Here is a 25,993-nt window from a genome sequence, read left to right as displayed (position 1 = left end):
AGGCGTCAATGAAAAAAATCCGTTTTACGGTGCGCTGGCTACGGCCGCCGGCTGGTTGTCGGTGCGGCGGATGAAGTCGGCGATATTGTCGTGCAGTTCGGTCAGGGCCGGGATGTTGGCGTAGACCATGTGGCCTGACCGGTACTGGTGGAATTCGATATTCTTCTGCAAGGCGGCCGGGATCGGCAGGTGGCGCATTTCGTAGATCCCCTCGTAATACGGGGTCGCCAGGTCGAAATAGCCGGCGTTGAGCATGATCTTCAGCGTCGGGTTGGTCTTCATCGCCTGGGCGAGGTCGGGCATCACGTTGGCGGGGCCGTCGGATTCCGTCGCGTCGGGACCGCCGGCTGCGTGGTGGAAGTTCCAGTGCTGGATGTCGATTTCCGGACGGTAGGTCAGGCCGTCGCCGTAATTCAGCGTCTTGCGCACATAGTCGTTGAACAGTGACACATAGGCCGAACTGATGGCGGTCGATTGCGGGTCGTATCCGGCTTCCTCGCTCAGCGGGTCCAGCGCGGGGCCGGAGAAGCGGGTATCCAGCCGGCCGGTCGTCATGCCGTCGTCCGATTGCAGGGTCTTGGAGAATTCGCCGCCGTCGATGCGCAGGTCGGCGCGGCGGATATAGTCGGCGGGCAGGCCGGTATAGGCATGCAGGCGCTCGACGATCCGCGCCCGGTCGGCGTCGGGCAGAGCCGCGCCCTGTTGCAGGGCTGCCAGGTAGTCGGTGCTGGCGAAATGCTCGACCTCGGCCAGGAAGGTCTTCAGGTCCGCGGGCTGCTGCGGCAGCTTGTGATGATACCATGCCGTCGCGGCATAGGTCGGCAGGGCCAGCACGAACGGTTCGTCCATGCCGGGATTCAGCGCCGGTTCGTCCACGCTGTTGTCGTAGCTGAGGATCTGCGACAGGAGGATCACGCCGTTGAAATCGATGTTTTCCTGATTTTGCAGGTCGTTGACCAGGACGGCCGAGCGCATGGTGCCGTAGCTTTCGCCGAACAGGTATTTCGGCGAGTTGTAGCGGCCATATTTCGCCAGGAAGCGGGTGACGAAGCTGGTAAAGGCCTGGCCGTCGGCATCCACGCCCCAGAACAGCTTTTCCTTGTCCTTGCCGTTGATGCGGCCGAAGCCTGTGCCCGGCGCGTCGACGAACACCAGGTCGGTGACGTCCAGCAGGCTCTGCGGGTTGTCGATCAGCCGGTAGGGGCTGGCGGGGGTGTGGGTGTCGTCGTTCGTCACCACGCGGCGCGGGCCGAAGGCGCCCATATGCAGCCACACCGAGGACGAGCCCGGTCCGCCGTTATAGATGAAGGTGACGGGGCGGGATTCCGCCCGGCTGTCCTTGCGGAAATAGGCGACATAGAACATCGACGCCGTGGCGTCGGGATTGCCGTCGATGGCATGGGCGTCGCTGCCCGGGGTCTGGTGCTGGACGGTCTCGTCGGAATCGTCCCATCCATGCGGATGGACCACCAATGTGCCGGCCACGGCCTGGTAGGCGATGGATTTGCCGTCGATCGTGATCGTGCCGCTGCTGGTCCGTTCGATGGGCTGTGCAGGGTGGGCGGCGCGCGCGGTGTCGGCATGGGCCGTGTCGGGATGGTCGATGGCGGCGCGGGCCGGCGACAGGCCCAGGCAGATGAGCGACGCGGACAGCAGCAGGGACAGGCGTGTGGTCAACGGTTCCTCCGGTTCGTCAGGGGTACGGGCGGCCCGGGGCCTGGGAAGGCGGGGGCTCTCCGTGGGCGGTGGTGGCGCGCCAGCCATCGCGATCGTGAATGGCGCGACCGTCATCACGTAATTTTTCCAGGTGCGCCAGCAGATTCAGTTCCGCCGCCCGGCGCAGCGTGGGCGGTATGGCGCGGTAGACGCGCCGCATCATCTCATCGAGCGTCGCGGGACCCTGGTGCAGGGCGGCGAGGATTCTTTCCTCGCGCGACAGGCGATGCGCGATCAGGGCCCGGATGCAGGATTCGGGGGCCGGAATCGGCGGCCCGTGGGCCGGCAGCAGCAGGGACGGTGCCAGGGCATCGATGCGGGCCAGGCCGTCGAGGAACTGGCGCACCGATCCATCGGGCGCGGGCGGGACCATGGTCGTCGACCAGCCCATGATGTGATCGCCGGTGAAGAGGATGCCGTCCGCCGTCAGGAAGCACAGATGGTCGGTCGCATGGCCCGGTGTGTGCAGGACCGTCAGCCCCGCCACGACCGACCCGTCATCGAGCGCGATGTCGGGGGTGAAGGAGGGAACCGCGCTGTGGCGGAAGCCGCAGACCGGCGCGCCCGCCATCTGGCCCAGCGGACGGGCGCCGGTCAGATGGTCGCGATGGGTGTGGGTCAGCAGGATATGGGTGATCCGCCCGCCGGCCGCTGCGAGGAGGGCTTCGAGATGGGCAGGATGGTCCGAGCCCGGGTCGATGATGGCCGTGCCGCCGGGGTGGTCGACCAGCCAGCTATTGGTGCCATGCCCGGTCATGGGGCCGGGATTGGGGGCGACGACGCGCCGCAGCCCCGGCAGGTGCGCCGCCGCCTTCAGGGGGCGGCCCGTGGGCGGCGGCGGTTCGCGGACCTGCCAGGAGGGGCGTGGGCGGGAGTCGCGCGAAATACTCAGCCGAAGGCTCCGACATGATGCATCACCGCGACGCTGGTTTCGCGCAGCAGGTTGAACAGGCGCAGCATGGGCGCGAAGATTTCGGCATGTTCGCGGACATAGGCCCCTTCGGAGCGGGGACTGTGTTGCTCGTGATAATCCAGTTCCAGCCCGCTGCGCGTGACCGAGGGGAAGACGTGGTCCAACTCGCGCAGGGCGGCGGGGATTTCCAGGCACAGCACGCGCGTCGTCAATGCTTCCCGCGAGAAGGCGTTGCGCGGCGAGAAATAGGGGATGCGCGTCGACAGCAGCCAGAGCTGCTCGATCATGGCGATGCGGATGGCGTGCAGCAGCTTCTCTTCGGTGCCCATGGTGGGGGCCTGTGCCCAGGCGCGGCGCAGGGCCAGGTGGTCGGACTGGATGCGGCGGAACATGGCCTGGGTGCTGGCCCAGAAATTCAGCCGCTCCAGCCCCTGCATCAGCGCCAGATAGGCGTCGCGCCGGGCCGGGTCGGTCTCGGCCGTTGCGCGGTTCAGCCACATATCCGGGTCCAGCATGTAGATCACGGCGCGCAGCACCATGTCGTCGGAATGGGCCAGGGCATGGGCCGCGAAATCCAGCGCGCGGCGAAAACGCGGGCTGCGGTCGAGAAATTCCTCGAACGTTTCGGGATGGCGGGCGGCGGCGGTGCCCAGCCCCTGGATGGTGTTGGCGCACCAGCCGAGCTGTTGGAGGATCGCGTTGTTGGGGATGGCGCGCAACTGGCTGGGATGGCTGATGCGGGCGGTGGCGGCGCCGGCGTCACTCTGTCGGGCGGCCGGGCGGGAGCCGGTCTTGTCGATCAGCGACGGACCGAAGGCGCCCAGCAGGGCGGCGTAGCCGGGGTCTTCGACCAGGGCCGCCATGCCCGCGCCGATGGTCGAGAAGAAATCGGCGGAAAAATCGGGCTCGTCATAGACCGGGTCGCGGTCACGGGGGGGGTGGGCGAAGGCGTGTTCGGCGATGATGCTGACCGTGGCGTCGGCCAGTGCGCTTGTGCCGAACAGCAGGTAGCCGTCGCCGCCCTGGAAGGCGGTTTCCTCGCGGATATGCAGCCCGGCATCGGCGAAGATGGCGCGTGCCTGCGGCGGCGACAGATAGTCGAGCCGGTCGGCCAGACGGAACGGGTGGGCGCCGCGGCCGATGCTCTCGCCATGGGTGTCGAACAGGATGACCTCGACATCCGTGAGGTCCCAGCGCCGCAGCAGGTCGCAGATCTTCAGCCGCAGGCGCTCGATCAGGTAGGTGGCGGCGAGCTGCCCGACATAGCGGCCGGAATCCGAATAGCCGAATTGCAGGCTCATCCGCCCGGTGCGGCGCAGATAGTCGCGCCAGTGGGGCGAGCGCAGGGCTTCCTCGACGATATGGGCGCCGTTTTCCAGTGCCTCCTGCGTTTCGAACAGCGGCGAGATTTCGACATGATCGGCGATGCCGAAGGTGCGGGCCAGCCAGAGGGCGGCCAGCAGCGTGTAGCCGCTCTCGGTCTCGGCGATCAGGAAACGGACCGGGCTCTCATGGTCGATATGGCGGACGATCTGGCGCACCGTCATCATCAGGCGGGCGGCGGTGGCCTGCTCGACCAGCAGCGAGCCGAAATCGATCTCGACCGGCTGGGCCCGTTCCAGCGCGTCGTTGATGTGCGTCAGCAGCGCGCGGCGCTGTGACGGGTTTTCCGGGTTGTCCTCGATCCCCAGCCGCTGGCGGGCGACGTTGTGGATCTGGGTCGAATTCAGCCGCACATGGGTGTGGGCGGCACCCATGCCGTGGGCCAGCAATCCGGCCCGGGCGACGGACAGGGCCATCCGGTCGTCGGGCGGGGCGGCATCGATGGCTTCCTGGAACAAGGCGGCCAGATGGCTGGCGGCCGGGATCGCCTCGTCACTGCGGCCGATCAGCACGGCGGCGAAGGCGGCCACGGCTTCGGGCTGCACACTGGTGCCGACCGGGCAGGCTTCGATCTGCGCGGTCACGGCGTCCAGCGCGCGTTCGACCCGCGCATGCAGGTCCTGGGCCGGCGGCAGCAGGGGGGCGATCTGCGCGTGCAGCCGTTCCAGCTGCAGCTTCTTCATGCGCAGCCGCAGGCGGATCGTGTCCCACCAGCCGATATCGGTGCGCCCGTCCGTGTCGTAGCCGACCCAACTGGTCAGGATCACCGGGCGGGGGCTGAGGACCGACCATTCATGCGGCCAGCGGGCGCGGGCCTCGGCCAGCAGGGCGCCGGTCAGCCGGTCCACCGCGTCGCGGCCGCGCAGGATCGCGGCCGAGGCGAGGGCGAATTCCTCCTCCAGGGTCGGCGGGGCGGCGCGGCGATGGGTTTCAAGCTCCGGCAGGGCGACGGGGGGCGTGGCGTCGGAAGAGGCCATCGTCGCCAGCAGGTCGTAGACCGGATTGGCCAGGGCGAAGGTCGGGTGGGCGGTGAAGACGGCCGCGAAGCGGCAGCGTTCCACGGTCTTGCGGAAGGCGCCGAAGGTGGGCGGCGTGCCGTCCGGCCCCGGTGCGCCGGCCACCGTGCGGGCGACGTCGCGCAGGCGGGTCGCGATCCGCGAATCGTCGGTGCCGTCGACATAGCTGCCCAGGCGTGCGGCCCGGCTGCGAAAGGCATTGTCGCGCAGATGACGCACCACGCCGTCGAGCATGTCGGTGGTCAGCGTGCCGTCGGTCAGGCGCCGGCCGATTCGGCGGGCCAGGGTGATGATGGGATTGCCCGCGGACAGGTCTTCGGCCCCCGTGACCGATTGCCGTGCGAGGTCGAGCAGCATTTCCGCCGCATCGCTGATGGAGGTGTCGGTCATTGCTGGCCTGTCTTTTCCGTAATCATCCGTGCGTCACGCCCCGGCAGGGTTTCATGTTCGCGTTCCCATCGCAATGTCTCGCGGGGCGGATCACGCCGAATTTCGGTCGGCGTGCCGCAGGCGGGACGGCGGATCGTGCGGGCGGCGCTTGGGTCGGCGCGTGCGGAGTGGTATCGAGCGGGGGATGAAGACGAGCCCCGATGCGGAAAATGCCAGGTTCGACGCGGATCGGGCCGCCTGGCGGACATTGCGCCGATATCGCCGCGCGGCCGGTGGCCTGCTGGCCGGCATGGGGGCGGTGACCGTGGCGGCCTACGCCGCGCCGGCCGCCGGCCTGGTTGCCGATGCGCTGTGGCTCGACGTGCTGCGGGCGGGCGCCAAGGCAGGGGTGGTGGGCGGACTGGCGGACTGGTTCGCGGTGACCGCCCTGTTCCGGCGGCCGATGGGCCTGCCGATTCCCCATACCGCCATCCTGCCCGCGCAGAAGGCGCGCCTGGGCGAGGCGCTGGGCCGCTTCGTGGCGACGCATGTCTTTACCGAGGCCGATGTGGCCGCGGCACTGGAGCGGATCGACCTGCCGGGAATCGTGGCCGGGCTGCTGGAGGACCCGGCGACCGCCCAGACCGTGTGCCGCACGCTGGCCGGCGCCGCGCCCGCGGTGATGGCGCGCCTGGAGGACGGGCGGGCCGGGTCGGCCGTGGCGCGGATGCTGCCGCTGATCCTGGGGGGCGAGGAGGTGGCGCCTGTGGTGGCGCGGACCCTGCGGGCCCTGGTGGAGGGGAATCGGCATCAGGAAGTCCTGTCGTTTCTGCTGGCGCGGATGAAGGATGGGCTGAAGGCCAAGGAAGATTCGCTGCGCGCCATGATCGAGGACCGTGTGCGCGAGCAGGGCGGGCGGATTCTGGGCTGGGCCATCGGGGGGTCGATCGCGACCAAGGTGCTGATCGCGGTCAATCAGGAACTGGACCGGATCGATCCGCAGAATTCGGAGCTGCGCGAGGGATTCACGACCTGGGTGCGGGGCGAGATCGACCGGATCGAGACCGACCCCGAGCGGCGCCGCGAGATCACCGGGGCGATCGCGGGCGTGATGACCCATGACAGCATCCGCGACTGGGGCGGGGATGTCTGGCGCCGGATGCGGCAGATGATCGAGGCCGACATGGCCTGTCCCGACGGCTGGGCCGCGTCGATCGTGCGGGACACGCTGCAGCGGCTGGCGGACCAGATGCGCACCGACCAGGCCCTGCGTGAGCGCGTGGTCGGGTGGGCGCGGCGCATGATCCTGGGCAGCCTGCCCTTCGTGCGCGAGCGTCTGTCGCGCTTCATTGCCGGAGTGGTGGCGGGCTGGGATACCGACATGCTGGTCTCGCGGCTGGAATTGCGGGTGGGCAAGGACCTGCAGTTCGTGCGGCTGAACGGCACGCTGGTCGGCTTCCTGGCCGGGGCGGTGCTGTCGCTGGCGTTGTACCTGGTTTTCGGAGCGCAGGTGGGATGAACGGCCGGTGCCATGCGGCCGTGACGGCCCGGCGTGCGCGGTTTGCACTTGACGCTGGCGCCGTGGGGCATCATCTGGATCGTAAATCAGTACTGAATTGGTCCGCTATGCGGCGGACCGCGATCCAGGGACGAAAAGGAGGGTGCGGGTGCTGAGACTGTCGAAGCTGACCGACTATGCCGTCGTTGCCCTGGTGCGCCTGGCGCAGCAGGACGAGGTGATGACATCGCCGGCGCTGTCGCAGGCCACGGGTATTCCCGAACCCACCGTGGCCAAGGTGCTGAAGATCCTGGCGGCCGACGAACTGGTGATTTCCCTGCGCGGCGCGCGTGGGGGATATCGTCTGGCGCTGCCGCTGAACGAAATTTCGGTGGCGCGGGTCATTACCGCCGTGGACGGGCCGATCTCGCTGACGGCGTGCGTCGATGGGGGGGAGTGCGATGCACGCACCCTGTGCGGCCTGTGCGGGCAATGGGATGCGGTCAATGACGCGATCCGGGGGGCCTTGTCCTCGATCACGCTGGCCGACATGCAGACCCGCGGGCAGGCCGCGCGGGGACCGGGGGCTGCGTGCGCGGCCCATGACATATCCGCTGCCGGCCCGGCCGTCGCAGTCTGAGGGAGCAGGAAGACATGCCAGCGATTGCCGAAACCCGCGATGCGGTCGAGAGCCTGGGCCAGTCCACCTACAAATGGGGCTTCGAGACCGAGATCGAGATGGACATGGCCCCCAAGGGCCTGACCGAGGAGACGATCCGCCTGATCTCGCACCGCAAGCAGGAGCCGGAATGGCTGCTGGAATGGCGGCTGAAGGCGTTCCAGGCCTGGCAGGCCATGACCGAGCCGACATGGGCCAAGGTCAGCCATCCGCCGATCGATTTCCAGGACGCGCATTACTATGCCGCGCCGAAGAAGAAGGCGGGCCCGAAATCGCTGGAAGAGGTCGATCCGGAACTGCTGCGCACTTACGAGAAGCTGGGCATTCCGCTGCATGAACAGGCGCTGCTGGCTGGCGTCGAGCTGCCCGAAGGCGAGGTTGCGCGGCCGCCGGTCGCGGTGGATGCGGTATTCGACAGCGTGTCGGTGGTGACCACCTTCCGCGAGACGCTGGCCAAGGCGGGCGTGATCTTCTGCCCGATTTCCGAGGCGGTGCGCGAGCATCCCGAACTGGTGCGCCGTTATCTGGGCAGCGTGGTGCCGGTAGCCGACAATTTCTATGCGGCGCTGAATTCGGCCGTCTTCACCGACGGGTCGTTTGTGTATGTGCCCAAGGGCGTGCGCTGCCCGATGGAGCTGTCGACCTATTTCCGCATCAATGCGCGCAATACCGGACAGTTCGAGCGCACGCTGATCGTGGTCGAGGACGGGGCGTCGGTCTCGTACCTGGAAGGCTGCACCGCGCCGATGCGCGACGAGAACCAGTTGCATGCGGCGGTGGTCGAACTGGTGGCGATGGATGATGCGTCGATCAAATACTCGACGGTGCAGAACTGGTATCCGGGCGACGAGCACGGGCGCGGCGGGATCTATAATTTCGTGACCAAGCGCGGCGCGTGCCGGGGCGACCGGTCCAAGATCTCGTGGACGCAGGTTGAGACCGGGTCGGCCATTACCTGGAAATATCCGTCCTGCATCCTGCAGGGCGACGGCGCGGTGGGCGAGTTCTATTCGGTCGCGGTGACGAACAACCACCAGCAGGCCGATACCGGGACCAAGATGATCCATCTGGGGCGCAATACGCGCTCGACGATCATCGCCAAGACCATCAGCGCCGGCCATTCCGACAGCACCTATCGCGGGCTGGTGCGGATGATGCCCAAGGCGGCCGGCGCGCGGAACTTCACGCAGTGCGACAGCCTGCTGATCGGCGACCAGTGCGGTGCGCATACCGTGCCCTATATCGAAAGCCGCAACCTGTCGGCCAAGATCGAGCATGAGGCGACGACCTCGAAGATTTCGGAAGACCAACTGTTCTATTGCCGCCAGCGCGGCCTGTCCGAGGAAGATGCGGTCGGGCTGATCGTGAACGGCTTCTGCAAGGACGTGCTGAAGGAACTGCCGATGGAATTCGCGGTCGAGGCCCAGAAATTGCTGCAGATCAGCCTTGAAGGCAGCGTCGGCTGAACGGAGATGAGTGACGTGAGCAACGAGTTTTTGCGGATTGCCGGCCTGTGCGCCAAGATTTCGGATAACGGCGCGGACAAGGAGATCCTGCGCGGCGTCGATCTGGAGATCCCGGCCGGCGAGGTCCATGCCATCATGGGCCCGAACGGGTCGGGCAAGTCTACCCTCTCCTATGTGCTGGCCGGGCGCGAGGATTACGAGGTGACGGCGGGCAGCGCGACCTTCAAGGGGCGGGACCTGCTGGCGCTGGAGCCGGAAGAGCGCGCGGCGCTGGGGCTGTTCCTGGCTTTTCAGGCGCCGGTCGAATTGCCGGGCGTCAATAATGCGAATTTCCTGCGCACGGCCGTGAACGCGGTGCGCCGCGCCCGCGGGCAGGACGAACTGGACGCGGTGGCCTTCCTGAAGGCGGTGCGGCAGGAGACGAAGCATCTGTCGATGTCCGACGACATGCTGAAGCGCAATGTGAATGTCGGCTTTTCGGGTGGCGAGAAGAAGCGCAACGAAGTGCTGCAGATGCGCATGCTGAACCCGTCCTTCGCCATTCTGGACGAGACCGATAGCGGGCTGGACATCGATGCGCTGCGCATCGTGGCCGAGGGCGTGAATTCGCTGCGCGCGCCGGATTTCTCGGCGCTGGTCATTACCCATCATCAGCGGCTGCTGGATTACATCGTGCCGGACCGCATCCATGTGATGGCGCGCGGGCGCATCATCCATAGCGGCGGGCCGGAACTGGCCAAGCAGCTTGAGGCCCAGGGCTATGCCCGTTTCCTGGCGGAGGCCGCGTGAACGCGATCGCTCCCGCCGGCGTCAGCGCCGCCGCGTTCCTGGACCGCTACACGGGCGGGGACGGGAACGCCACGCGTGCGCAGGCGGCCGACCTGCTGCGCCGGGCGGGCCTGCCGCGCACGGGTGTCGAGGCGTGGAAATATACCTCGCTGCGGACGCTGGCGGATATTCCCTTTGCCGGGGCGCCGGCGCAGGCGGACGGGGTGGCGGTCGAGGCGCTGCTGGCCGATGCCGTGCGGGCTTATGATCTGGATGCCGACCTGCCGCGTGCCGTCCTGGTCAATGGGCGTTTTGCGCCGGACCTGTCGCGCCTGCCGGATGGGCTGTCGGTCACGCGGTTTGCCGCCGGCGCGGACCTGACGGCGCATGGCGATGTTGCCAGCGCGCTGAATGCCCTGCTGGCCGAAGACGGGCTGACGCTGACGGTGGCACCCGGCGTCGATGCCGGGCGGATGATGCTGCTGTCGGTCGTGGTTGCGCCCGATGGCGTGGCGCTGTCGGTTCATCCGAGGCACCGCATCGTGCTGGGGGCCGGGGCGCGGCTGTCGGTGCTGGATCTGTCGGTCGGGCGCGGCGATTATCTGAACAATCCGGTGCTGGATGTGTTGGTGGCCGAAGGCGGGCATCTGATCCATGCGAAGCTGCAGACCGAGGACCCGGCTGCCCGGCATCTGGCGGTGGTTCATGCCGAGGTCGGGGCCGATGCGTCCTATGACAGTTTCACCCTGACGCTGGGCGCGGCCCTGGCGCGGCATGAGGTCCATGCGCGGCTGAAGGCCGAGGGTGGCATCGTGCATGTCAACGGCGCGCAGTTGCTGGACGGGCGGCAGATTGCCGACCTGACCAGCGTGATCACGCATGCCGCGCCGTCGTGCAATTCGCGCCAGACGGTGAAGAACGTGCTGACGGGCCATGCCAGGGGGGTCTTCCAGGGGAAGATCCTGGTGGAGCGTGTTGCGCAGAAGACCGATGGCTACCAGATGAACCAGGCCCTGCTGCTGTCGGACCATGCCGAGATCGATGCGAAGCCGGAACTGGAAATCTATGCCGACGACGTGCGGTGCAGCCACGGTGCGACCGTGGGGGCGCTGGATGCCGACCAACTGTTTTATCTGCGCAGCCGTGGCGTGGCGGGGGAAGAGGCCCGGGCCATTCTGGTCAAGGCATTCCTGCACGACGCGGTGGAACTGATGGGGGACGAGGCCCTGCGGGCGGTGTTGAACCGCGCGGTCGAGACCTGGTGGACCCGAAAGGACGCGTAACATGGATGTCTCGCCTTCCGTGATGACCGACCCGATCGACGCGCTGCGCGACCGGCGTGCCGATTTCCCGATCCTGGGCGAGAGGGTGCATGGGCGCCCGCTGGTCTTTCTGGACAGTGCCGCCTCGGCGCAGAAGCCGGTCCAGGTGATCGATGCGATGGCCGATACCATGCGCACGCAATACGCCAACATCCATCGCGGGCTGCACTGGATGAGCGAGCGCACTACCGATGCCTACGAGGCGGTGCGTGACCAGGTGGCCGGGCTGATCGGTGCCTCGGCGCGGGAAGAGGTGATCTTTACCCGCAACAGTACCGAGGCGATCAATCTGGTCGCCCATTCCTTCGGCAGCCTGATGCGGCCGGGGCAGGCGGTGGTGATCTCGGAGATGGAGCACCATGCCAATCTGGTGCCGTGGCAGATGCTGCGGGACCGGACGGGTATCGAACTGCGCGTGGCGCCGATCACCGATGAGGGCGACATCGCACTGGACGCGCTGGAGCGGCTGGTGGCGGACGGCAAGGTGGCGCTGGTGGCCGTTACCCACATGTCGAACGTGCTGGGTACCGTGACGCCGGCGCGGCGGATTGCCGATATCGCCCATGCGGCGGGGGCGCGCGTGCTGTTCGACGGCAGCCAGTTCGTCGTGCATCGGCGGGTGGATGTGCAGGCGATCGACGCCGATTTCTACACCTTTACCGGCCACAAGCTGTATGGTCCCACCGGGATCGGCGTGCTGTGGGGGCGGCGGGAGCTGCTGGAGGCGATGCCGCCGTTCCTGGGTGGCGGGGACATGATTTCCTCGGTCAGTTTCGAGCGCTCCACCTGGGCCACCGTGCCGCATAAATTCGAGGCCGGCACGCCCGCGATCATCGAGACGATCGGGCTGGGGGCGGCCATCAGCTATATCGAAGCGATCGGATATGATGCCATCGCGGCGCATGAGACGGCGCTGGTGGATTATGCGCTGCCGCGCCTGGCCGAGGTGCCGGGCCTGCGCGTGATCGGGGCCCCGGCGGAGCGCGGGGGTGTGATTTCATTCACGATGGACGATGTGCATCCGCATGACATCGCGACCCTGCTGGATCGCAATGGCATTGCGGTGCGGGCCGGCCATCATTGCGCGGAGCCGCTGATGCGGCGCCTGGGCCTGTCCGCCACTGCCCGTGCCAGCTTCGCGCTCTATACGACGCGCGAGGAGGTGGATGCGCTGGCATCGACGCTGACGCAGATCCGCAGCTTCTTCGTCTGAGACGGGAGCGGGCGCGGGCCGATGGATCAGGACGGGCTTTATCAGCGGCAGGTGATCGAACGGGCGCGTGCGCCCGTCCATGCCGGCCCGCTGGAAGGCGCCACCGGCCGAGGCGAGGGCACGAACCCGATGTGCGGCGACCGGGTGCGGATCGGGGTCTGGCTGGATGCGGACGGGCGGATCGGGACGGTTCGTCACCAGACGCGAGGATGTGCGATCTGCCTGGCCTCGGCCGACATGATGGCCGGGCTGGTGGCGGGGCAGGACAGGATCGGGGCCGCGACCATGGGGCGGGATTTTACCGCCCTGCTGCAAAGCGGGCAGGGCGGCGAGTCCTGCCCGGAATTGAGGGTCTTCGCGCCCCTGCACCGGCACCGGTCGCGCATCCGCTGCGCGACCCTGGCATGGTCGGCGCTGGAGGCGGCATTGGTCGAGGCGCCTGCGGGAACGCCAGCGGGTGAGACGAAGGACGGATGAGGCGGGAATGATGGTTCAGACCGACAGGATGGCCGCGATGGAAGAGACCGGAAACGGCGCGGAGGGGCAGGCTTTCTCGTTCGAGGCACCTGCGGCTGGGGACAGCCCTGCGGTGGAAGGCTGGACGCCTGATGGCGAGCCGGCGGCGGACGGTGCGGCGGCGGTGCCCGACGAAGAGGCCGTGATCGCGGCCATCGCCTCGGTCTACGATCCGGAAATTCCGGTGAATATCTATGAGCTGGGCCTGATCTACGCCATCGACCTGCATCGTGACGGCACGGTGCGCATTGAAATGACGCTGACGGCGCCCAACTGTCCCAGCGCGCAGGAATTGCCGGCGCAGGTGCAGGAAGCGGTTCGCGCCGTCCCTGGCGTGACCGATGCCACGGTCGAGATCGTCTGGGACCCGCCATGGGACATGTCGCGCATGAGCGACGATGCCCGTCTGAGCCTGAACATGTTCTGACACCGCGCGGCGGGATGCGATGCCCGCCGGGATTGGGAGATTGCCGATGAGTGTTTCCAGCAACGCGACGACCGCAACGTCCGCTCCGGCCCGGCGGGCGCTGCCGCCGCTGATGGCGCTGTCCGATCGTGCGGCCGACCGGCTGCGGGCGTTATATGCCACGGCCCATGCCGGGCAGTTGCTGCGGATTGCGGTCTCGACCAAGGGGTGTTCCGGCCACGCCTACGATATGAGCTTCGTCGAGGCGGCGGGGCCGGGCGATGAGATCGTGACCGACAAGGGCGTGACCGTGCTGGTCGATCGCAAGGCGACGCTGTTCCTGATCGGCACGACGATGGATTATGAGGTCAAGCAGCTCGAATCCGGCTTCACCTTCAATAATCCGAACGAGAAGGGCCGCTGCGGCTGCGGCGAGAGCTTTCACGTCTGATCGCTCGATCCGTTCCTTCTGGAATTTCCATGGGTTCGCGCCGGTTTTTAATTCTGTGCGCGGATATCCAGTCCGAGGCAGGCCGCGCCGAGCAGGCCGGCATCGGCCCCTAGTGCCGCGCGCCTGAGAAGCGGGCCGGACGTGGTGGTCAGGATGCGGGCGCGGACGGCCTCGTCCAGGGCGTCGACCAGGGCGTGGGCGTTGCTCAGGCCGCCGGCGACCGGGACGATGGTGCTGCCGGTGACGTTGATCACATGGGCCAGGCCGGCGCCCATATAGGACAGCCAGATATCGAGCGTCCTGCCGGCCTGGCGATCGCCTGTCTGCCAGGCTTCGAGGATCGTCCGGCTGGTCTGCGGCGTGCCGCCCGCCCAGAGATGCAGCCGTTCCAGCGCGCGGGCGCCCGCGATCGTGTCGAGGCAGCCCGAGATGCCGCAGCCGCAGCGAAAGAGCGGAACCAGGGCCTGGGCTGACTCCTGATCATGGGAGGCAGGGGGGGGGATGACGAGCGGGGCGTGGCCCCATTCGCCCGTCACGCCGCCCAGGCCCGGCACGATCCGGCCATCGAGGATAAATCCTCCACCGATTCCCGTGCCGAGAATCACGCCGAAAACATTGCGATGTCCCTTTGCCACGCCGAAATGGGCCTCGGCCAGCGCGAAGCAATCCGCGTCATTGGCGATCCGGACGATGCGTCCGGTTTCGCGGCGCAGATGGGCGGAAAGCGGAAGGGCTTGCAGGCAGGGAATGTTCGCCGCGCGGATGATGCCGGTATCGGGACATTCCACGCCCGCTATGGCGATGTGCAGCGGCATGTCGGGCCAGGGGGCGCAGAGCGCGACAAGTGCGCCGATGAAGGCGGGGGCGTTATCGAGCGGTGTCGGAACGGAACGGCGGTGTTCGGTCCGTCCATCGGGGTGAACCACCGCGAAATCGATGAACGATCCACCAATATCTGCGCAAAGAATCATGAAGGGTTCCACACTGAGATTGCCCGCCCGGACGACAGGCAGGCCCGTCTACCCCGACCCTATTTATCGGCCCTTTTTGTAAACAGACATTTCCTTATTCCGTCAATATAGTTCATGATATGAAATATTGACCGGCGATTTCTCCAAGGGCCTTCATCATGCTTTCCACGGGACATTATCTGATTCTGAGCAGTCTCAGCCGCAATGGACCGGAAAGCCGGAGCGAACTCGCGCTGCGCCTGGGCATGAGCAAGGCGGCCGTGTCCAGCCTGGTGCGCGATCTGCTGAAGCAGGAAATCCTGTGCGAGCAGGCGCCGGTCCACGGCAGCGGGCGGCCTTCGGTGCCGCTTGCCGTGCGGGCGGAAGCGGCGTGGTTCATCGGCATTTCCCTGCAGGACGATCCGGCGATCGTGGTGCTGACCGACCTGCATGGGACCGTGCACGACCGTATGGAGCTGCCGCGTCATGCCGATCTGGAAACATGCGTGTCGTCGTTGTGCGAGGCGATCACGTACCTGCGGAGGGGGCCTCGTTCGGCCAAGGTTTCGGGCGTCGGCATGGCCCTTCCGGGCTTTGTGGCCAACGATCGCCAGACCTGCCTGGCCTGTGCCGCCCTGGGGTGGCGGGATGTCGATATCGGCGGGGTGCTGTCGAAGCGGACCGGCCTGCCGACCTGGATCGAGAACGATGCGAATGCCCTGATCCTGGGCGAGCAACTGTTCGGGGCCCTGCGCGGCAGCCCGGATTTCAGCGTGATCTTCATCAGCAACGGCATCGGCTGCGCGAACATCGTCAATGGGCGGCTTCTGCGCGGTTATGCCGGCGGGGCGGGAGAAATGTCGCACGCGCCGATCGTGACGGACATGGCCCATGCCCTGCCATGCCGCTGCGGCAACCGCGGCTGCCTGGAAACCGTGGCCTCGCTTCTGGCAATCGGCAATGCCGCCCGCCGGGCGGGGCTGCCCGGCGACATCGCCGAACTGGCCCGGCTGGCGGCCGGCGCGCACCCCGAGGCGCTGTCGATCCTGCATCATGCCGGTGCCTCGATGGGACTTGCCACCGCCCATCTGATCCAATTGATCGATCCGAGCCATGTCGTGGTGATGCTGGACCCGAACCTGCGCGACGGGATCTATGGCCATGCCCTGCTCCGCGAGACCGAATCCCACATCCTGCGGCGCCCGGCCTCGCGGAGCATGATCGATTTCCGGGATTTCGAGCCCGACAGCTTTGCCTGCGGCGCCGCGAGCCTTGCGGCCCGCTACTTCATTTTCGGCCCGGACGGTGTCTGAAAGCCTGTGGAACCGGTGAGATCGTGTCATTCTGGCAACAGTTTTGCGCATGGAGAGCGAAAACACTTTGTTTTAAGTTGGAATTAAGTAGCCGGATTAAATTCCTATTGCGCATTAAAAACCCGTTTGCGAGCTTGTTTCTGAAGAGCAATGACAGAGACTGTTCACCGTCAGTCGGGTCGTGGAGTTGTCACCATGCGCATCTCGTTCCGCCAGCTTTCCCTTTCCTGCGTTGCGCTGACCGGTCTTGCCGCGGCAGCCGCGCATGCGCAGACAAAAAAGACGGCTACCGGCCATGGCCAGAAGGCCATGGCGAGCGCGCCGGCGGTCCGGAACGGGTCATCCGGCGGCGATGACCTCAGTTCGTCCGTCCTCGGGCAGTTCACCCGATCGTCGGAGGAGGTCTCGGTCACCAACCATGCCGTGGCGGCGACGGGCATTACCAATCGCACGCCGGGCGGCGGGCTGATGCCGCCGCAATCCGCGCCGCGTTCGCAGAGCGGCATCACGCGCGATTTCATCGCCAAACAGTCGCCGTCATCCAACATCACGTCCCTGATCGCCGATCTTCCCGGCGTGACGGTGAGCAGCCAGGACCCGTTCGGCACCACCGGGGACCATCTCCAGGTTCGTGGCCTGAACGAAACCCAGTTCGGCTATCTGTTCGAAGGCGCGCCGCTGGCGGACCCGATCAATTACGCGCCCTATACGGCAACGCTGGTCGATACCGAGAATCTTGGTTCCGTCACGATTTCCCAGGGGGCGCCGGACCTGAACGCGCCGTTCTACAACGCCGTGGGCGGACAGATCACGGCGACGGCGATCAACCCGTCGCACCATATGGGCGGATTTGCCGATCTTGCCGGCGGTTCCTACAGTTTCAACAAGGAATTCCTGCGGTTCGATACGGGTGACATCGGCAATTCCGGCGTGCGCGGGTTCCTGTCCTTCTCCCATACCGGCTACGATAATGGCGCGCGCGGTCCCGGTGGCTTCATGCGCTATCATCTCGACACCAAATTCGTGAAGGAGTGGGGGGACGGCAACAATATCTCCGCCATATTCTCCTACAACCGTCAGGAAGCGACCTCGTGGCGGGCGCCCACCATGGCGCAATGGAAACAATATGGCGTCGGATTCTCCTACGATCCGAATTTCACTCCGGGCGACGCGGGGTATTACAAGCTGGCGAACCAGAACCTGAACCAGCAGCTTATCGTGGTGCCGATGAACTTCACGCTGACGGACCGGCTGAAGCTGCATGTGACGCCTTACTACGTCCATCAGTTCGGTCCGTCCCTGGGCGGCGAGAACATTCCGGCGGTCGGCGGGTATTACGGAACGCAGCAATATGGCCAGCTTTCGGGCGGAACCGTCGTCAATGGCAGCATCCTGACCGTAGGCCGCGATCCGTGGAACCAGAAGACGGGCGGGCTGAACATGTCGGCCGACTGGCGGATCAGCAAGAGCAACACATTCTCCTTCGGCTGGTGGTATGCCTATACCACCCATGAGGAACTGTCGGATTTCCTGCCGGTCAATGCCGATGGCAGCGGCTGGTCGGGCACGCCGATCCGCGTGAACGGGCATATCCTGTCCGGGTACGACCTGAATTTCATGCAGCAGGTCAACACGCTGTTCGTCGCCGATACGCAGCGCCTGCTGAACGACAGGCTGACCCTCAGCGCGGGCTTTCGCGTCGCCATGGTCTCGCGCCAGGGAACGAACCTGATCCCCGGGGCGGACCCGTACAAGATGCAGGGCAATTACTTCGAACCGTTGCCGCAATTCTCGGCAAGTTACAAAATTACGCCCCACGACCAGATCTTCATCAACGGGACGACGGCATTCCGGGCTCCGGCCTCGGTCGAGGCCTATTCGCAGATCTTCGACCCGAATTCGTCACACGCGGTGATGCAGCCGCAGAGCCTCAAGCCCGAATATTCGATCAGCGAGGAAATCGGTTATCGTCATCAGGGCGGTCTCTATAATTTCTCGATGTCGCTGTTCAACATCAACATGACCAACCATCAGGTGACCTCGACGGGCTATATTCCCGGCACCAACCAGATGGTCGCATCCCCGATCAATATCGGCGGCCAGACCTCGCGCGGCATCCAGGCGGAACTGGGGCTGGCGCGCTGGCATCATTTCAGCCCGTATGTCTCGGGCCAATTCCTGCATTCGACCTTCGACAATGATTTCAACACCGGGATGGGTGCGCTGCCGACGGCCGGCAAGGTCGCGGTGGCGGCGCCGAAATTCACCGGTGCCATCGGCCTGAATTACGATGACGGCACCTTCTTCGGCAATTTCGACCTGCGCTATGTCGATACCCAGTACACGACCTTCATGAATGACGAGAAAATGCCGTCCTACATCACGTCGAACCTGGCGCTGGGTTATCGGATGAAGGCGCTGGGACCGATGAAGCATCCGCAGATCCAGCTCAACCTGACCAATCTCGGCGACAATCACTATGTCTCCGGCTCCAGCTACACCGCGAACGCCCTTCCGCACGCCACCTCGACCGGCCACATCGCCACGGGCGGCGGGCCGGTCTATTATGTCGGCGGCGTGTTTGCCGCCGTGGTTTCGCTGTCCACCGGGTTCTGATGGTGCAGGACGGGCCCGATCGTTCGCCCCGGCCGGTGCCTTCACCGGCCGGGGGATTCAATGGACGGTCGTGGCTGGCCGGCCTTGCGGCGCGCAGCCCCGCCGGGGCCTATGGCTGGCGCCCCATCCTGATCATGGCCACCCTGTTCTTCAGCATCGGCTTTGTGACCTGGCTGAACGGCCCGCTGATCACGTTCGTCCAGGTGGCCTTCAATCTGGACGATATCTCGGCGTTCCTGGTGCCCGTCTGCTTCTATCTGGCCTATTTCGTCTTTCCGCTGCCGGCGACTGCGCTGACGCGGCGGGTCGGTCTGCGGCGGGGCCTGTCCATCGCGCTGGTGGTGATGGCGGCGGGGACCGCGCTGTTCGGGGAATGCGTCAACGCGCGATGGTATGCCGGTGCGCTGGGCGGCCTGACGGTGATCGGGGCCGGGCTGTCGCTGCTGCAGATTACGATCAATCCGTATGTCAGCCTGCTGGGGGGGCATGATCGTGCCGCCCAGCGCATCGCCATCATGGGGGTCGCCAACAAATTCGCCGGGATCGTGGCACCCGCGCTGTTCGCGGTCATCGTCATGCCGAATGTCGGGGGTGTGGCGGCCGATATCGCGCGCACGCCGCCCGGCCCCGCCCGCGAGGCGACGCTGGCGGCCTTTACCCACGCCGTGCATGCCCCCTATTCGGCAATGGCTGGCTTGCTGCTGCTGCTGGCGGTCTTTACCGCGCGCGCCAGGCTGCCCGATATCGCCATGGAGCGTGCCGCGCCGCGCGCCCGCGATCGTGAGGTGGCGGCCCAGCCGGGATGGCTGATGACCGGGGCCCTTGCCATGTTCCTGTATGTCGGGGTGGAGGTCATGGCCGGGGACGCCATCGGGCTCTATGGCCGTTCCTTCGGCCTGTCGCTGGACGTGACGAAATATCTGACGGCACTGACCCTTGCCGCGATGATGGCCGGCTATCTGGCCGGCATGGTCCTCGTGCCGCGTGTCGTCGACCAGGAACGCTATATGCTGCTGTCCTGTGTCGGCGGGATTCTGCTGTGCCTGCTGGCGATGGTGGCTCCGGGCGTGGTGCCGGTCTTCTGCGTGGCGCTGCTGGGGTTTGCCAATGCGATGATCCTGCCGGCGCTTTTTCCCATCGTGCTTGCGGAGGGTGGCCCGGAGGGGGGACGGACGACGTCGTTCCTGGTCATGGCCTATTCCGGCGGGGCGGTGCTGCCGCAGGTTTTCGTGCATCTTGTCCCGGTGCTGGGCACCACGCCTTCCTTCATGGCGCTGGCCGTTCCATCCTATGTCTTCATCGGCGGATGGATCGTCGCGCTGCGCGCGGGGACGCGACGGCCGGCCCTGGCCACGGGAAGGAGCGAAGCGCCGTGAAGATCATCATCTGCCCCGATCCTGCCCATGTTGCCGTACTGGCGGCGCGGCTGCTGGCCGATCAGGTGCGCGGCAGGCCGGAGTCCGTCCTGGGGCTGGCGACGGGGCGGACCATGGAAGCGATCTACCGCCGGCTGGTCGGGACGGCCCGTGCGGATGGTGTCGATTTCGGTGCCGTCACCACCTTCAATCTCGACGAATATGTCGGCCTGCCGGGCGGCCATGCCCAATCCTATCGCCACTATATGCACGCGCACCTGTTCGCGCATGTCGACCTTGCTCCGGAGCGGACCCATGTTCCCGATGGCGCCGCGCCTGATGCCGATGCGGAAGCCGCCGGATACGAGGCGCGCATCGCGCAGGCCGGCGGGATCGATCTGCAACTCCTCGGCCTGGGCGAAAACGGTCATATCGGTTTCAATGAGCCATTGTCGGCGCTTGCCAGCCGTACCCGTGTCGTCACCCTGGCGCAGGCGACCCTGGCGCAGAATGCCGGGATGTTCGGCGGCGACCCGTCGCGTGTGCCGACGCGGGCCATCACGATGGGAACGGGCACGATCCTGGAGGCCCGCAGGACGCTGATGGTCGTGACCGGTGCGCGCAAGGCCGCGATCGCGGCGCGTGCGATCGAGGGGCCGGTCAGCGCGGCGGTGCCGGGGTCCGCCCTGCAATTCCACCCGGACTGCCTTGTCCTGCTCGATGCGGCGGCGGCTTCGGGCCTGGCCCAGCGCGATGCGATCGAATGGCAGATGCGGCATGACCCGGAACTCGTCGCGATTCAGCCGGCGCGATCGGCGGGGCCGTGATGCACGCGCGCCCCATCCTGCTGGAAGTCTGCGTCGATGGGGCCGAGGGCCTGGAGGCCGCCGTGGCGGGCGGTGCCGACCGGGTCGAGCTTTGTGCCGCGCTGGCGCTGGGCGGACTGACGCCTTCGGCGGGGCTGATGGCGATCGCCGCCCGTGTGTCGTGCCCTGTCCTTGCGATGATCCGGCCCCGTCCGGGGGATTTCGTATTTTCTTCGGCCGAGGAAGAGGTCATGCGCGGCGATATTGCCGCCGTGGCGCGGGCCGGCCTGTCCGGTATCGTATTGGGCGCTTGCCTGGCGGATGGGCGGCTTGACGAGGCCATGCTGCGCCGGCTGCTGGACCATGCCCGCGCCTGCGGCCTGTCCCGTGCCACGCTGCATCGCGCCTTCGACCAGGCGGTCGATCCGGACGCGGCGCTGGAAGTCGCGGTGGGGCTGGGGTTCGAACGCATCCTGACCTCGGGTGGGGGGACCACCGCATGGGAGGGGCGCGAGAGGCTGCGCCGTCTGGCCGATCGGGCCGGTGGACGCATTTCCGTCATGGCCGGTGGCGGCGTCTCGCCGCTTTCGGCCGCGGCACTTGTCGCGGCCACCGGGGTCAAAGAGATTCACGGCTCCTGTCGCAGTGGTGATCCGCCACGGGGGCAGGGTGCGCGGCATGCCGGTTTCGGCGACAATCCGGTGCCGACCGATGCCGCGACGGTCAGGGCGATACGCCGTGTGCTGGACAGTGCAGGCCGCGTTGCCCCGACGTCCGGGGATTGTTCCAGGAGAAAATGAGCATGATGTTTTCGACCGCGCGCGCGGCTCTTGCCGGGTCTTCGCTGCTTGCCGCGACGATGGCGCTTTCGGCCTGCGCGACGCAACCGGGAGAGCTGCCGACGGCGGCAGGGCCCGTGGCGCCTGCTCCCGCGCCCGCGCTGATGCCGATTCCGTCTTCGGTTGCCTTCCCCGGCGGGGCGCTTCCGCTGTCCGGCGGCTTCGTCGTGTCGTGGAGCCGTCCGCCTTCCGCGATGCTGCGAGCGGCGGCGGGGCGCTTCCTGGGCCGTGCCGATGCGCTGGCCGGACGGGTGATGCCCGTGGCCGATCGGCCCGCCGACCCGGCTTCGGCGCCGGTTCCGCTGAGGATCGAGGCGGGACAGGATGCGGGCTGGCTGACGACGCGGGCGAAGGAGGATTACCGGCTGGAGGTCGGCCCCGGCGGCGTCACGCTGACGGCTGACGGCCCCGATGGGGTGGTCCATGGCCTGGCGACGCTCGCGCAACTGATCGGGCGGGATGAAAACGGGCCGAAGATCGATTTTGCGACCATCGCCGATCATCCCCGTTTCGCCTGGCGCGGGATCATGATCGACACGTCGCGCCATTTCGTGACGGTCGAGACCATCAAGCGCCAGATCGACGCGATGGAGATGCTGAAACTCAACGTCCTGCACCTGCATCTCAGCGATGGAACCGGCTTTCGGGTGGAGAGCCGCGTGTTGCCCGAACTGACCGCGAAGGGATCGCACGGCCAGTACTACACCCAGCGCCAGATCCGGGACCTGGTGGCTTATGCGGCGGATCGGGGTATCCGGGTCGTGCCCGAATTCGACGTGCCGGGCCATGCGCTGGCCCTGCTGCTGGCCCATCCCGAACTGGCGGCGCAAAGTCCGGTCGATCCGGAGCCGAAGAACAAGAATACGGCCGCGCTCGACCCGACCCTGCCGGCGACGCTGCGCCTTGTGCGCCGGCTCTACGGCGAAATGGGCCGGCTGTTTCCCGATGCCTATTTCCATTCCGGCGGTGACGAGGTCGATCCCGGCGAATGGATGAAGAATCCGAAGATCGCGGCCTGGATGAAGGACCATGGCTATGCGACGCCGCAGGCGTTGCAGGCGGCCTTTACCGCGCAGGTGCAGAAGATCCTGGCCGGTCAGGGAAAGATCATGGTCGGGTGGGATGAGGTCAGCGAGGCGGCCATTCCGTCCGACGTGGTGGTCGATGTCTGGCGCAGTTCGAAATTCATTGCCTCCGCCACCGAAGGCCGTCATCCCGTCATCGTGTCCGCCGGGTATTACCTCGATCTGCTCCAGCCGGCCGGCCAGCATTATCTGGTCGACCCGTACGATCCGGCCGCGAACGGCATTACCCGTGCCCAGGCCGACAGGATGTTGCAGAAGGGCGCGCGGCCGGACCTGGTTGCCGCCTTCCTGAAGGAACCCGCGCCGCCGCCCCTGACCGAGCAGCAGAAATCCTACGTGCTTGGCGGCGAGGCGCCGTTATGGGCGGAACTTGTAACCGACGAGATGCTCGATGCGCGGATCTGGCCGCGTGCGGCCGCAATCGCCGAACGGTTCTGGTCGCCAGCCGCCGTGCGGGATGTCGACGACATGTATCGGCGCCTTGCCGTGGTGAATTCCGAACTCCAGATCACGGGATTGCAGGGCGAGGCGAACAGGTGGCGCATGGCGGCACGGCTTTCGCCCGGTACGGTCGATCCGGTGATGGTGCTGGCGAGTGCCACGGTTCCGCTGCGCAACTACAACATGAATCGCTATGTGGGGCGCCACGGCCACAGGCTGGATGAAATCGGGGAAGTCGCGTCGCCCGATCCGGCACAGGCGCAGCGGTTTTCGATACTGGTGGCGCGCTATGTGGCGGGAGACCACAGTGTGGTGCCGGCCCTTCGGCGGCAGCTTGCGGTCTGGTGCGACAATGATGCGGCCTTCGCCCCGGTGGCGCATGTGCGTGGCCTGTCCGAGGCCCTGGTGACGTCCAGTCACCTCGCGGTCATCGCCCGGGCGGGATTGAAGGCGCTGGATGGCAGGCGGACACTCTCTGCGCCGGAGAAGGCGATTTTCGATCAGGAAGACGCCGCCATCAATGGTTCCGCCGATGTGTCCGGCACGTCCGCCGGCGCGGCCCTGCCGCCTGCCGGGCTGATGATCGCGGTCGAGCCGGCGGTGCGGAGGCTTCTCGCGCCGTAAAATCCTGCGGAGGGGATCGCGGCGATCGGGGGAGCGGGCCCCCGATCGTCAGATCTGCCCGGACTTCAACCGGCCTGCCAGATGCCCGCAGGTCCGCATCGTCACCGCCATGACCGTCAGCATCGTGCCCGCGTGCGGCCGGCTGGCCAGGTCGAGTGGCGCATACGCCCCGTTCGCGCCGTTCCGGGGGGCTGGATGGGCGTTTATTCCGCCCGCTTCCACGGATTGATCGCATCTGGCGGCATGGGTGACGTGTGGGGGCGACCTGGCCGGCCGTGTTTTGGCCCGTTGGTCGCCATCAGCAGATTCGGTTCCCTATTGCACTCCCGTTATGATTTTCAGTAGAGGTCGGTGCATGATGTTCAATGGGAAACGCGGTATATGACAATCTGTTAATGAGATGCATAAGCGATATCAATGATACGTGAATAAGAAACCCCTTGAGAATCGTCAATATATCGGACAGGTTTGATTATTATACGTTTTATGTACGTAATTCAGAATTCGAACGAACGGGTTTGGTGATTGTGGCGCCGGCCATTGCCTCGTGATCGCAATACCAATCCGGGAAGAGAGCGACTCTGTTTGGAATTCCCTATCGGATGGGGAGTTTTTGGGGCTTTCTGCGCCGGAACAAGCTCTACGCAACCCTCGGGGGCAGCTACGACGATATCGTCGATGTTTACAGGATCGCATGGAACAGGGTCATCGACGATCCGGAACGGATCATCAAAATCGACTCACGAAGCCGGACGTGTGCCGGTCTTCGGGCGAGTGGGTATGAGATGACCAAACAGCCCTTGACGCATTCGCGGTTTCCCGACCCATTAACGGGATTGTTCCAGTCTCATTTCGGCTGGTTGGTCAGCCGCATGGCACGTCAACTCGGCTCCCGCAGCAAGGGGGAGGAAATCGCCTCCGAGGTGTTTGTCCGTCTTGCCGCGTCCCGGCAGGCGGAGAACCTGCGGGAACCGCGCGCCTTTCTGCTGGTCGTGGCACGGCGCCTGATCGCCGAACTGAGAAGGCGCAGCGTGCTGGAGGCAAGCTATCTGGATGCGCTACGGGCCGTTTCGGCGGAGACGGCGCCGAGCCCCGAGGAACATAACGCGTTCCTGCAATTGCTCCAACGCATGGACCATGCGCTGCACGGCGTGTCGCCCAAGGCACGTGCGGCGTTCTTCTTCTACCGGATCGACCATCTGCGCCACCAGGATATCGCCGAACGGCTCAACGTATCGGTCAGCATGGTGCGGAAATATATCGACACCGCCGAGCGTGCCTGCGCGGGTGTGCTGGATCGGCCTTGAGTTCCTGAATTCCTGTTCGTAATAGAAAGCATCATGGCTTCCGATCCAACACGGTCCACGGATGCGCCGCAGGGCGAAAACGGGCGGTCCAACCCCGTGGACATGCAGCTTGCGCGGCTGAGCGCGGCGCTGGGTGGCCAGTCTCTGGGCGACATCTATCTACGTCGGGTGAAACGCCGCGCACTGCTGCGCCGAGGGCTGGGAGCTGCCGCCGGCGCGACATGCGTCGCGGGGCTGCTGGCCGGACCGGCATTGCTGTCGGGCGATCTGCGCGCCGATATCCGCACCCGCCATGGCGAGACGCAGCAACTGGCCCTTGGTGCACGATCCACCGCGACGCTTGCGCCGTGCAGCGCCATCGCGTTCGCCACCGGCGGTGCGCGGAACGCATTCACGCTCCTGCATGGAATGGTTCTTGTGGAAAGCCGTCCCGACGCGGCATCGCCGTTTATCCAGGTTGCCACCCGCGCGGGCCTGGTCCGTGCGTCGGCCGGCGATTTCATGGTCCGTCGCGATGATGGCCGGACCATCGTGACCGCCCATGACGACATGCTGGCCATTCTGCCCGCGCGTGGGCCGCGCCTGACCCTGGCGGCCGGCCATGCCATGGATCTGGAGCCGGGTGGGCCGGACGAACGGGCCATAGACTGGGGACTTGCGACCTCCTGGCGCAATGGCATGCTGATCGTGGAAAACGGGACGCTTGGCGATGTGATCGCGGGGTTGGCGCCCTATTGGCGAGGGTCGCTTTACATCACGCCGCGCGCGGCGCGCATCCGGGCGAGCGGCGTATTTTCGCTGAACGATACCGGCCGTTCGCTCACGCAGCTTGAAGAGACCTTTCCGGTCTCCATCCGGCATCTGCCTTTCGGGGTCGTGGCGATCAATTCCATATCGTGACGATCATCGTGTAAAAAAAGTTTCTCCGTCGGTATCACTTT

The 25,993-nt window shown here is 66.3% G+C and carries 21 protein-coding genes; 17 read left to right on the top strand and 4 right to left on the bottom strand.

Features of this window, described 5'->3' with window-relative positions; all coding sequences use genetic code 11:
• Positions 1-24: 24 nt before the first annotated feature.
• From HLH36_RS10470 to HLH36_RS10460, 3 genes are read right to left on the bottom strand one after another with little or no spacing between them, the layout of a single operon-like run.
• Entirely contained in the window at positions 25-1,677 is a 1,653-nt protein-coding gene (locus HLH36_RS10470; protein ID WP_182986327.1) for a S10 family peptidase, read from the bottom strand.
• Between the two features lie 16 nt (positions 1,678-1,693).
• On the bottom strand, positions 1,694-2,608 hold the full coding sequence (locus tag HLH36_RS10465; protein WP_220792798.1) for an MBL fold metallo-hydrolase: 915 nt from the start codon (positions 2,606-2,608) through the stop codon (positions 1,694-1,696).
• Positions 2,605-5,418: a phosphoenolpyruvate carboxylase gene (locus HLH36_RS10460; RefSeq protein WP_182986326.1), complete on the bottom strand. Its 2,814-nt coding sequence runs from the start codon at positions 5,416-5,418 to the stop codon at positions 2,605-2,607. Before HLH36_RS10460 ends, HLH36_RS10465 begins: the two co-directional genes overlap by 4 nt.
• A 184-nt stretch (positions 5,419-5,602) precedes the next feature.
• Here HLH36_RS10460 and HLH36_RS10455 point away from each other — a divergent pair, with 184 nt between their 5' ends.
• From HLH36_RS10455 to HLH36_RS10415, 9 genes are all read left to right on the top strand, one after another.
• On the top strand, positions 5,603-6,916 hold the full coding sequence (locus HLH36_RS10455; protein ID WP_182986325.1) for a DUF445 domain-containing protein: 1,314 nt from the start codon (positions 5,603-5,605) through the stop codon (positions 6,914-6,916).
• A 148-nt stretch (positions 6,917-7,064) separates the two neighbouring features.
• Positions 7,065-7,535, top strand: coding sequence for an SUF system Fe-S cluster assembly regulator (locus HLH36_RS10450; RefSeq protein WP_182986324.1), 471 nt, complete (start codon positions 7,065-7,067; stop codon positions 7,533-7,535).
• Between the two features lie 14 nt (positions 7,536-7,549).
• Positions 7,550-9,040 carry a Fe-S cluster assembly protein SufB gene (gene sufB, locus HLH36_RS10445; protein ID WP_182986323.1) on the top strand — a complete coding sequence of 497 codons (1,491 nt, stop codon included), beginning with the start codon at positions 7,550-7,552 and terminating at the stop codon, positions 9,038-9,040.
• A gap of 15 nt (positions 9,041-9,055) precedes the next feature.
• Positions 9,056-9,829 (top strand): Fe-S cluster assembly ATPase SufC, encoded by a 774-nt coding sequence (gene sufC, locus HLH36_RS10440; RefSeq protein WP_456305455.1) that lies wholly within the window; start codon positions 9,056-9,058, stop codon positions 9,827-9,829.
• Positions 9,826-11,091 carry a Fe-S cluster assembly protein SufD gene (sufD, locus tag HLH36_RS10435; RefSeq protein WP_182986321.1) on the top strand — a complete coding sequence of 422 codons (1,266 nt, stop codon included), beginning with the start codon at positions 9,826-9,828 and terminating at the stop codon, positions 11,089-11,091. Before sufC ends, sufD begins: the two co-directional genes overlap by 4 nt.
• A 1-nt stretch (position 11,092) precedes the next feature.
• On the top strand, positions 11,093-12,343 hold the full coding sequence (locus HLH36_RS10430) for a cysteine desulfurase (protein ID WP_182986320.1): 1,251 nt from the start codon (positions 11,093-11,095) through the stop codon (positions 12,341-12,343).
• 21 nt (positions 12,344-12,364) lie between these two features.
• Positions 12,365-12,820: a Fe-S cluster assembly sulfur transfer protein SufU gene (gene sufU, locus HLH36_RS10425; RefSeq protein WP_182986319.1), complete on the top strand. Its 456-nt coding sequence runs from the start codon at positions 12,365-12,367 to the stop codon at positions 12,818-12,820.
• Between the two features lie 28 nt (positions 12,821-12,848).
• Complete coding sequence (locus HLH36_RS10420; protein WP_408871881.1) at positions 12,849-13,286, top strand: SUF system Fe-S cluster assembly protein; 438 nt, start codon at positions 12,849-12,851, stop codon at positions 13,284-13,286.
• Between the two features lie 46 nt (positions 13,287-13,332).
• Positions 13,333-13,716, top strand: coding sequence for a HesB/IscA family protein (locus HLH36_RS10415; protein ID WP_182986317.1), 384 nt, complete (start codon positions 13,333-13,335; stop codon positions 13,714-13,716).
• A 47-nt stretch (positions 13,717-13,763) separates the two neighbouring features.
• Here HLH36_RS10415 and HLH36_RS10410 read toward each other — a convergent pair whose 3' ends face one another.
• A complete protein-coding gene (locus HLH36_RS10410) occupies positions 13,764-14,687 on the bottom strand; it encodes an ROK family protein (protein WP_182986316.1) in 924 nt (307 codons plus the stop codon).
• A gap of 158 nt (positions 14,688-14,845) precedes the next feature.
• Between HLH36_RS10410 and HLH36_RS10405 the strand changes: the two genes are divergently transcribed.
• The 8 genes from HLH36_RS10405 to HLH36_RS10370 all read left to right on the top strand — a co-directional run bounded on the left by HLH36_RS10405 (position 14,846) and on the right by HLH36_RS10370 (position 25,952).
• Positions 14,846-15,979, top strand: a complete 1,134-nt coding sequence (locus HLH36_RS10405; protein WP_182986315.1) for an ROK family transcriptional regulator — start codon at positions 14,846-14,848, stop codon at positions 15,977-15,979.
• Positions 15,980-16,174: 195 nt separating this feature from the next.
• A complete protein-coding gene (locus HLH36_RS10400) occupies positions 16,175-18,595 on the top strand; it encodes a TonB-dependent receptor (protein WP_182986314.1) in 2,421 nt (806 codons plus the stop codon).
• On the top strand, positions 18,595-19,971 hold the full coding sequence (gene gluP / locus HLH36_RS10395) for a glucose/galactose MFS transporter (protein WP_182986313.1): 1,377 nt from the start codon (positions 18,595-18,597) through the stop codon (positions 19,969-19,971). The genes HLH36_RS10400 and gluP overlap by 1 nt, the downstream gene beginning before the upstream one ends.
• Positions 19,968-20,777, top strand: coding sequence for a glucosamine-6-phosphate deaminase (gene nagB, locus HLH36_RS10390; RefSeq protein WP_182986312.1), 810 nt, complete (start codon positions 19,968-19,970; stop codon positions 20,775-20,777). Before gluP ends, nagB begins: the two co-directional genes overlap by 4 nt.
• Positions 20,777-21,556: a copper homeostasis protein CutC gene (locus HLH36_RS10385; protein ID WP_182986311.1), complete on the top strand. Its 780-nt coding sequence runs from the start codon at positions 20,777-20,779 to the stop codon at positions 21,554-21,556. Before nagB ends, HLH36_RS10385 begins: the two co-directional genes overlap by 1 nt.
• Positions 21,557-21,558: 2 nt before the next feature.
• Positions 21,559-23,745, top strand: a complete 2,187-nt coding sequence (locus tag HLH36_RS10380) for a beta-N-acetylhexosaminidase (protein ID WP_246376692.1) — start codon at positions 21,559-21,561, stop codon at positions 23,743-23,745.
• A 602-nt stretch (positions 23,746-24,347) separates the two neighbouring features.
• Positions 24,348-25,052: a sigma-70 family RNA polymerase sigma factor gene (locus HLH36_RS10375; RefSeq protein WP_338030431.1), complete on the top strand. Its 705-nt coding sequence runs from the start codon at positions 24,348-24,350 to the stop codon at positions 25,050-25,052.
• Between the two features lie 33 nt (positions 25,053-25,085).
• Positions 25,086-25,952: a FecR family protein gene (locus HLH36_RS10370; protein ID WP_182986309.1), complete on the top strand. Its 867-nt coding sequence runs from the start codon at positions 25,086-25,088 to the stop codon at positions 25,950-25,952.
• Positions 25,953-25,993 lie beyond the last annotated feature (41 nt).

Origin of the sequence: Gluconacetobacter aggeris, assembly GCF_014174395.1 — a bacterium.
In the GTDB taxonomy this organism is placed as follows: Bacteria; Pseudomonadota; Alphaproteobacteria; order Acetobacterales; family Acetobacteraceae; genus Gluconacetobacter; species Gluconacetobacter aggeris.
Note: the sequence above shows the minus strand (reverse complement) of the source record. Positions and strands in the feature narration are given on the sequence as shown.

Excerpts from the sequence above, each read along its gene's own strand:
- HLH36_RS10460 (WP_182986326.1), bottom strand. The coding sequence starts at position 5,418 with ATGACCGACACCTCCATCAGCGATGCGGCGGAAATGCTGCTCGACCTC.
- HLH36_RS10455 (WP_182986325.1), top strand. The coding sequence starts at position 5,603 with ATGAAGACGAGCCCCGATGCGGAAAATGCCAGGTTCGACGCGGATCGG.
- sufB (WP_182986323.1), top strand. The coding sequence starts at position 7,550 with ATGCCAGCGATTGCCGAAACCCGCGATGCGGTCGAGAGCCTGGGCCAG.
- HLH36_RS10430 (WP_182986320.1), top strand. The coding sequence starts at position 11,093 with ATGGATGTCTCGCCTTCCGTGATGACCGACCCGATCGACGCGCTGCGC.
- sufU (WP_182986319.1), top strand. The coding sequence starts at position 12,365 with ATGGATCAGGACGGGCTTTATCAGCGGCAGGTGATCGAACGGGCGCGT.
- HLH36_RS10420 (WP_408871881.1), top strand. The coding sequence starts at position 12,849 with ATGGCCGCGATGGAAGAGACCGGAAACGGCGCGGAGGGGCAGGCTTTC.
- HLH36_RS10415 (WP_182986317.1), top strand. The coding sequence starts at position 13,333 with ATGAGTGTTTCCAGCAACGCGACGACCGCAACGTCCGCTCCGGCCCGG.
- HLH36_RS10410 (WP_182986316.1), bottom strand. The coding sequence starts at position 14,687 with ATGATTCTTTGCGCAGATATTGGTGGATCGTTCATCGATTTCGCGGTG.
- HLH36_RS10405 (WP_182986315.1), top strand. The coding sequence starts at position 14,846 with ATGCTTTCCACGGGACATTATCTGATTCTGAGCAGTCTCAGCCGCAAT.
- HLH36_RS10400 (WP_182986314.1), top strand. The coding sequence starts at position 16,175 with ATGCGCATCTCGTTCCGCCAGCTTTCCCTTTCCTGCGTTGCGCTGACC.
- gluP (WP_182986313.1), top strand. The coding sequence starts at position 18,595 with ATGGTGCAGGACGGGCCCGATCGTTCGCCCCGGCCGGTGCCTTCACCG.
- HLH36_RS10385 (WP_182986311.1), top strand. The coding sequence starts at position 20,777 with ATGCACGCGCGCCCCATCCTGCTGGAAGTCTGCGTCGATGGGGCCGAG.
- HLH36_RS10380 (WP_246376692.1), top strand. The coding sequence starts at position 21,559 with ATGATGTTTTCGACCGCGCGCGCGGCTCTTGCCGGGTCTTCGCTGCTT.
- HLH36_RS10375 (WP_338030431.1), top strand. The coding sequence starts at position 24,348 with ATGGGGAGTTTTTGGGGCTTTCTGCGCCGGAACAAGCTCTACGCAACC.
- HLH36_RS10370 (WP_182986309.1), top strand. The coding sequence starts at position 25,086 with ATGGCTTCCGATCCAACACGGTCCACGGATGCGCCGCAGGGCGAAAAC.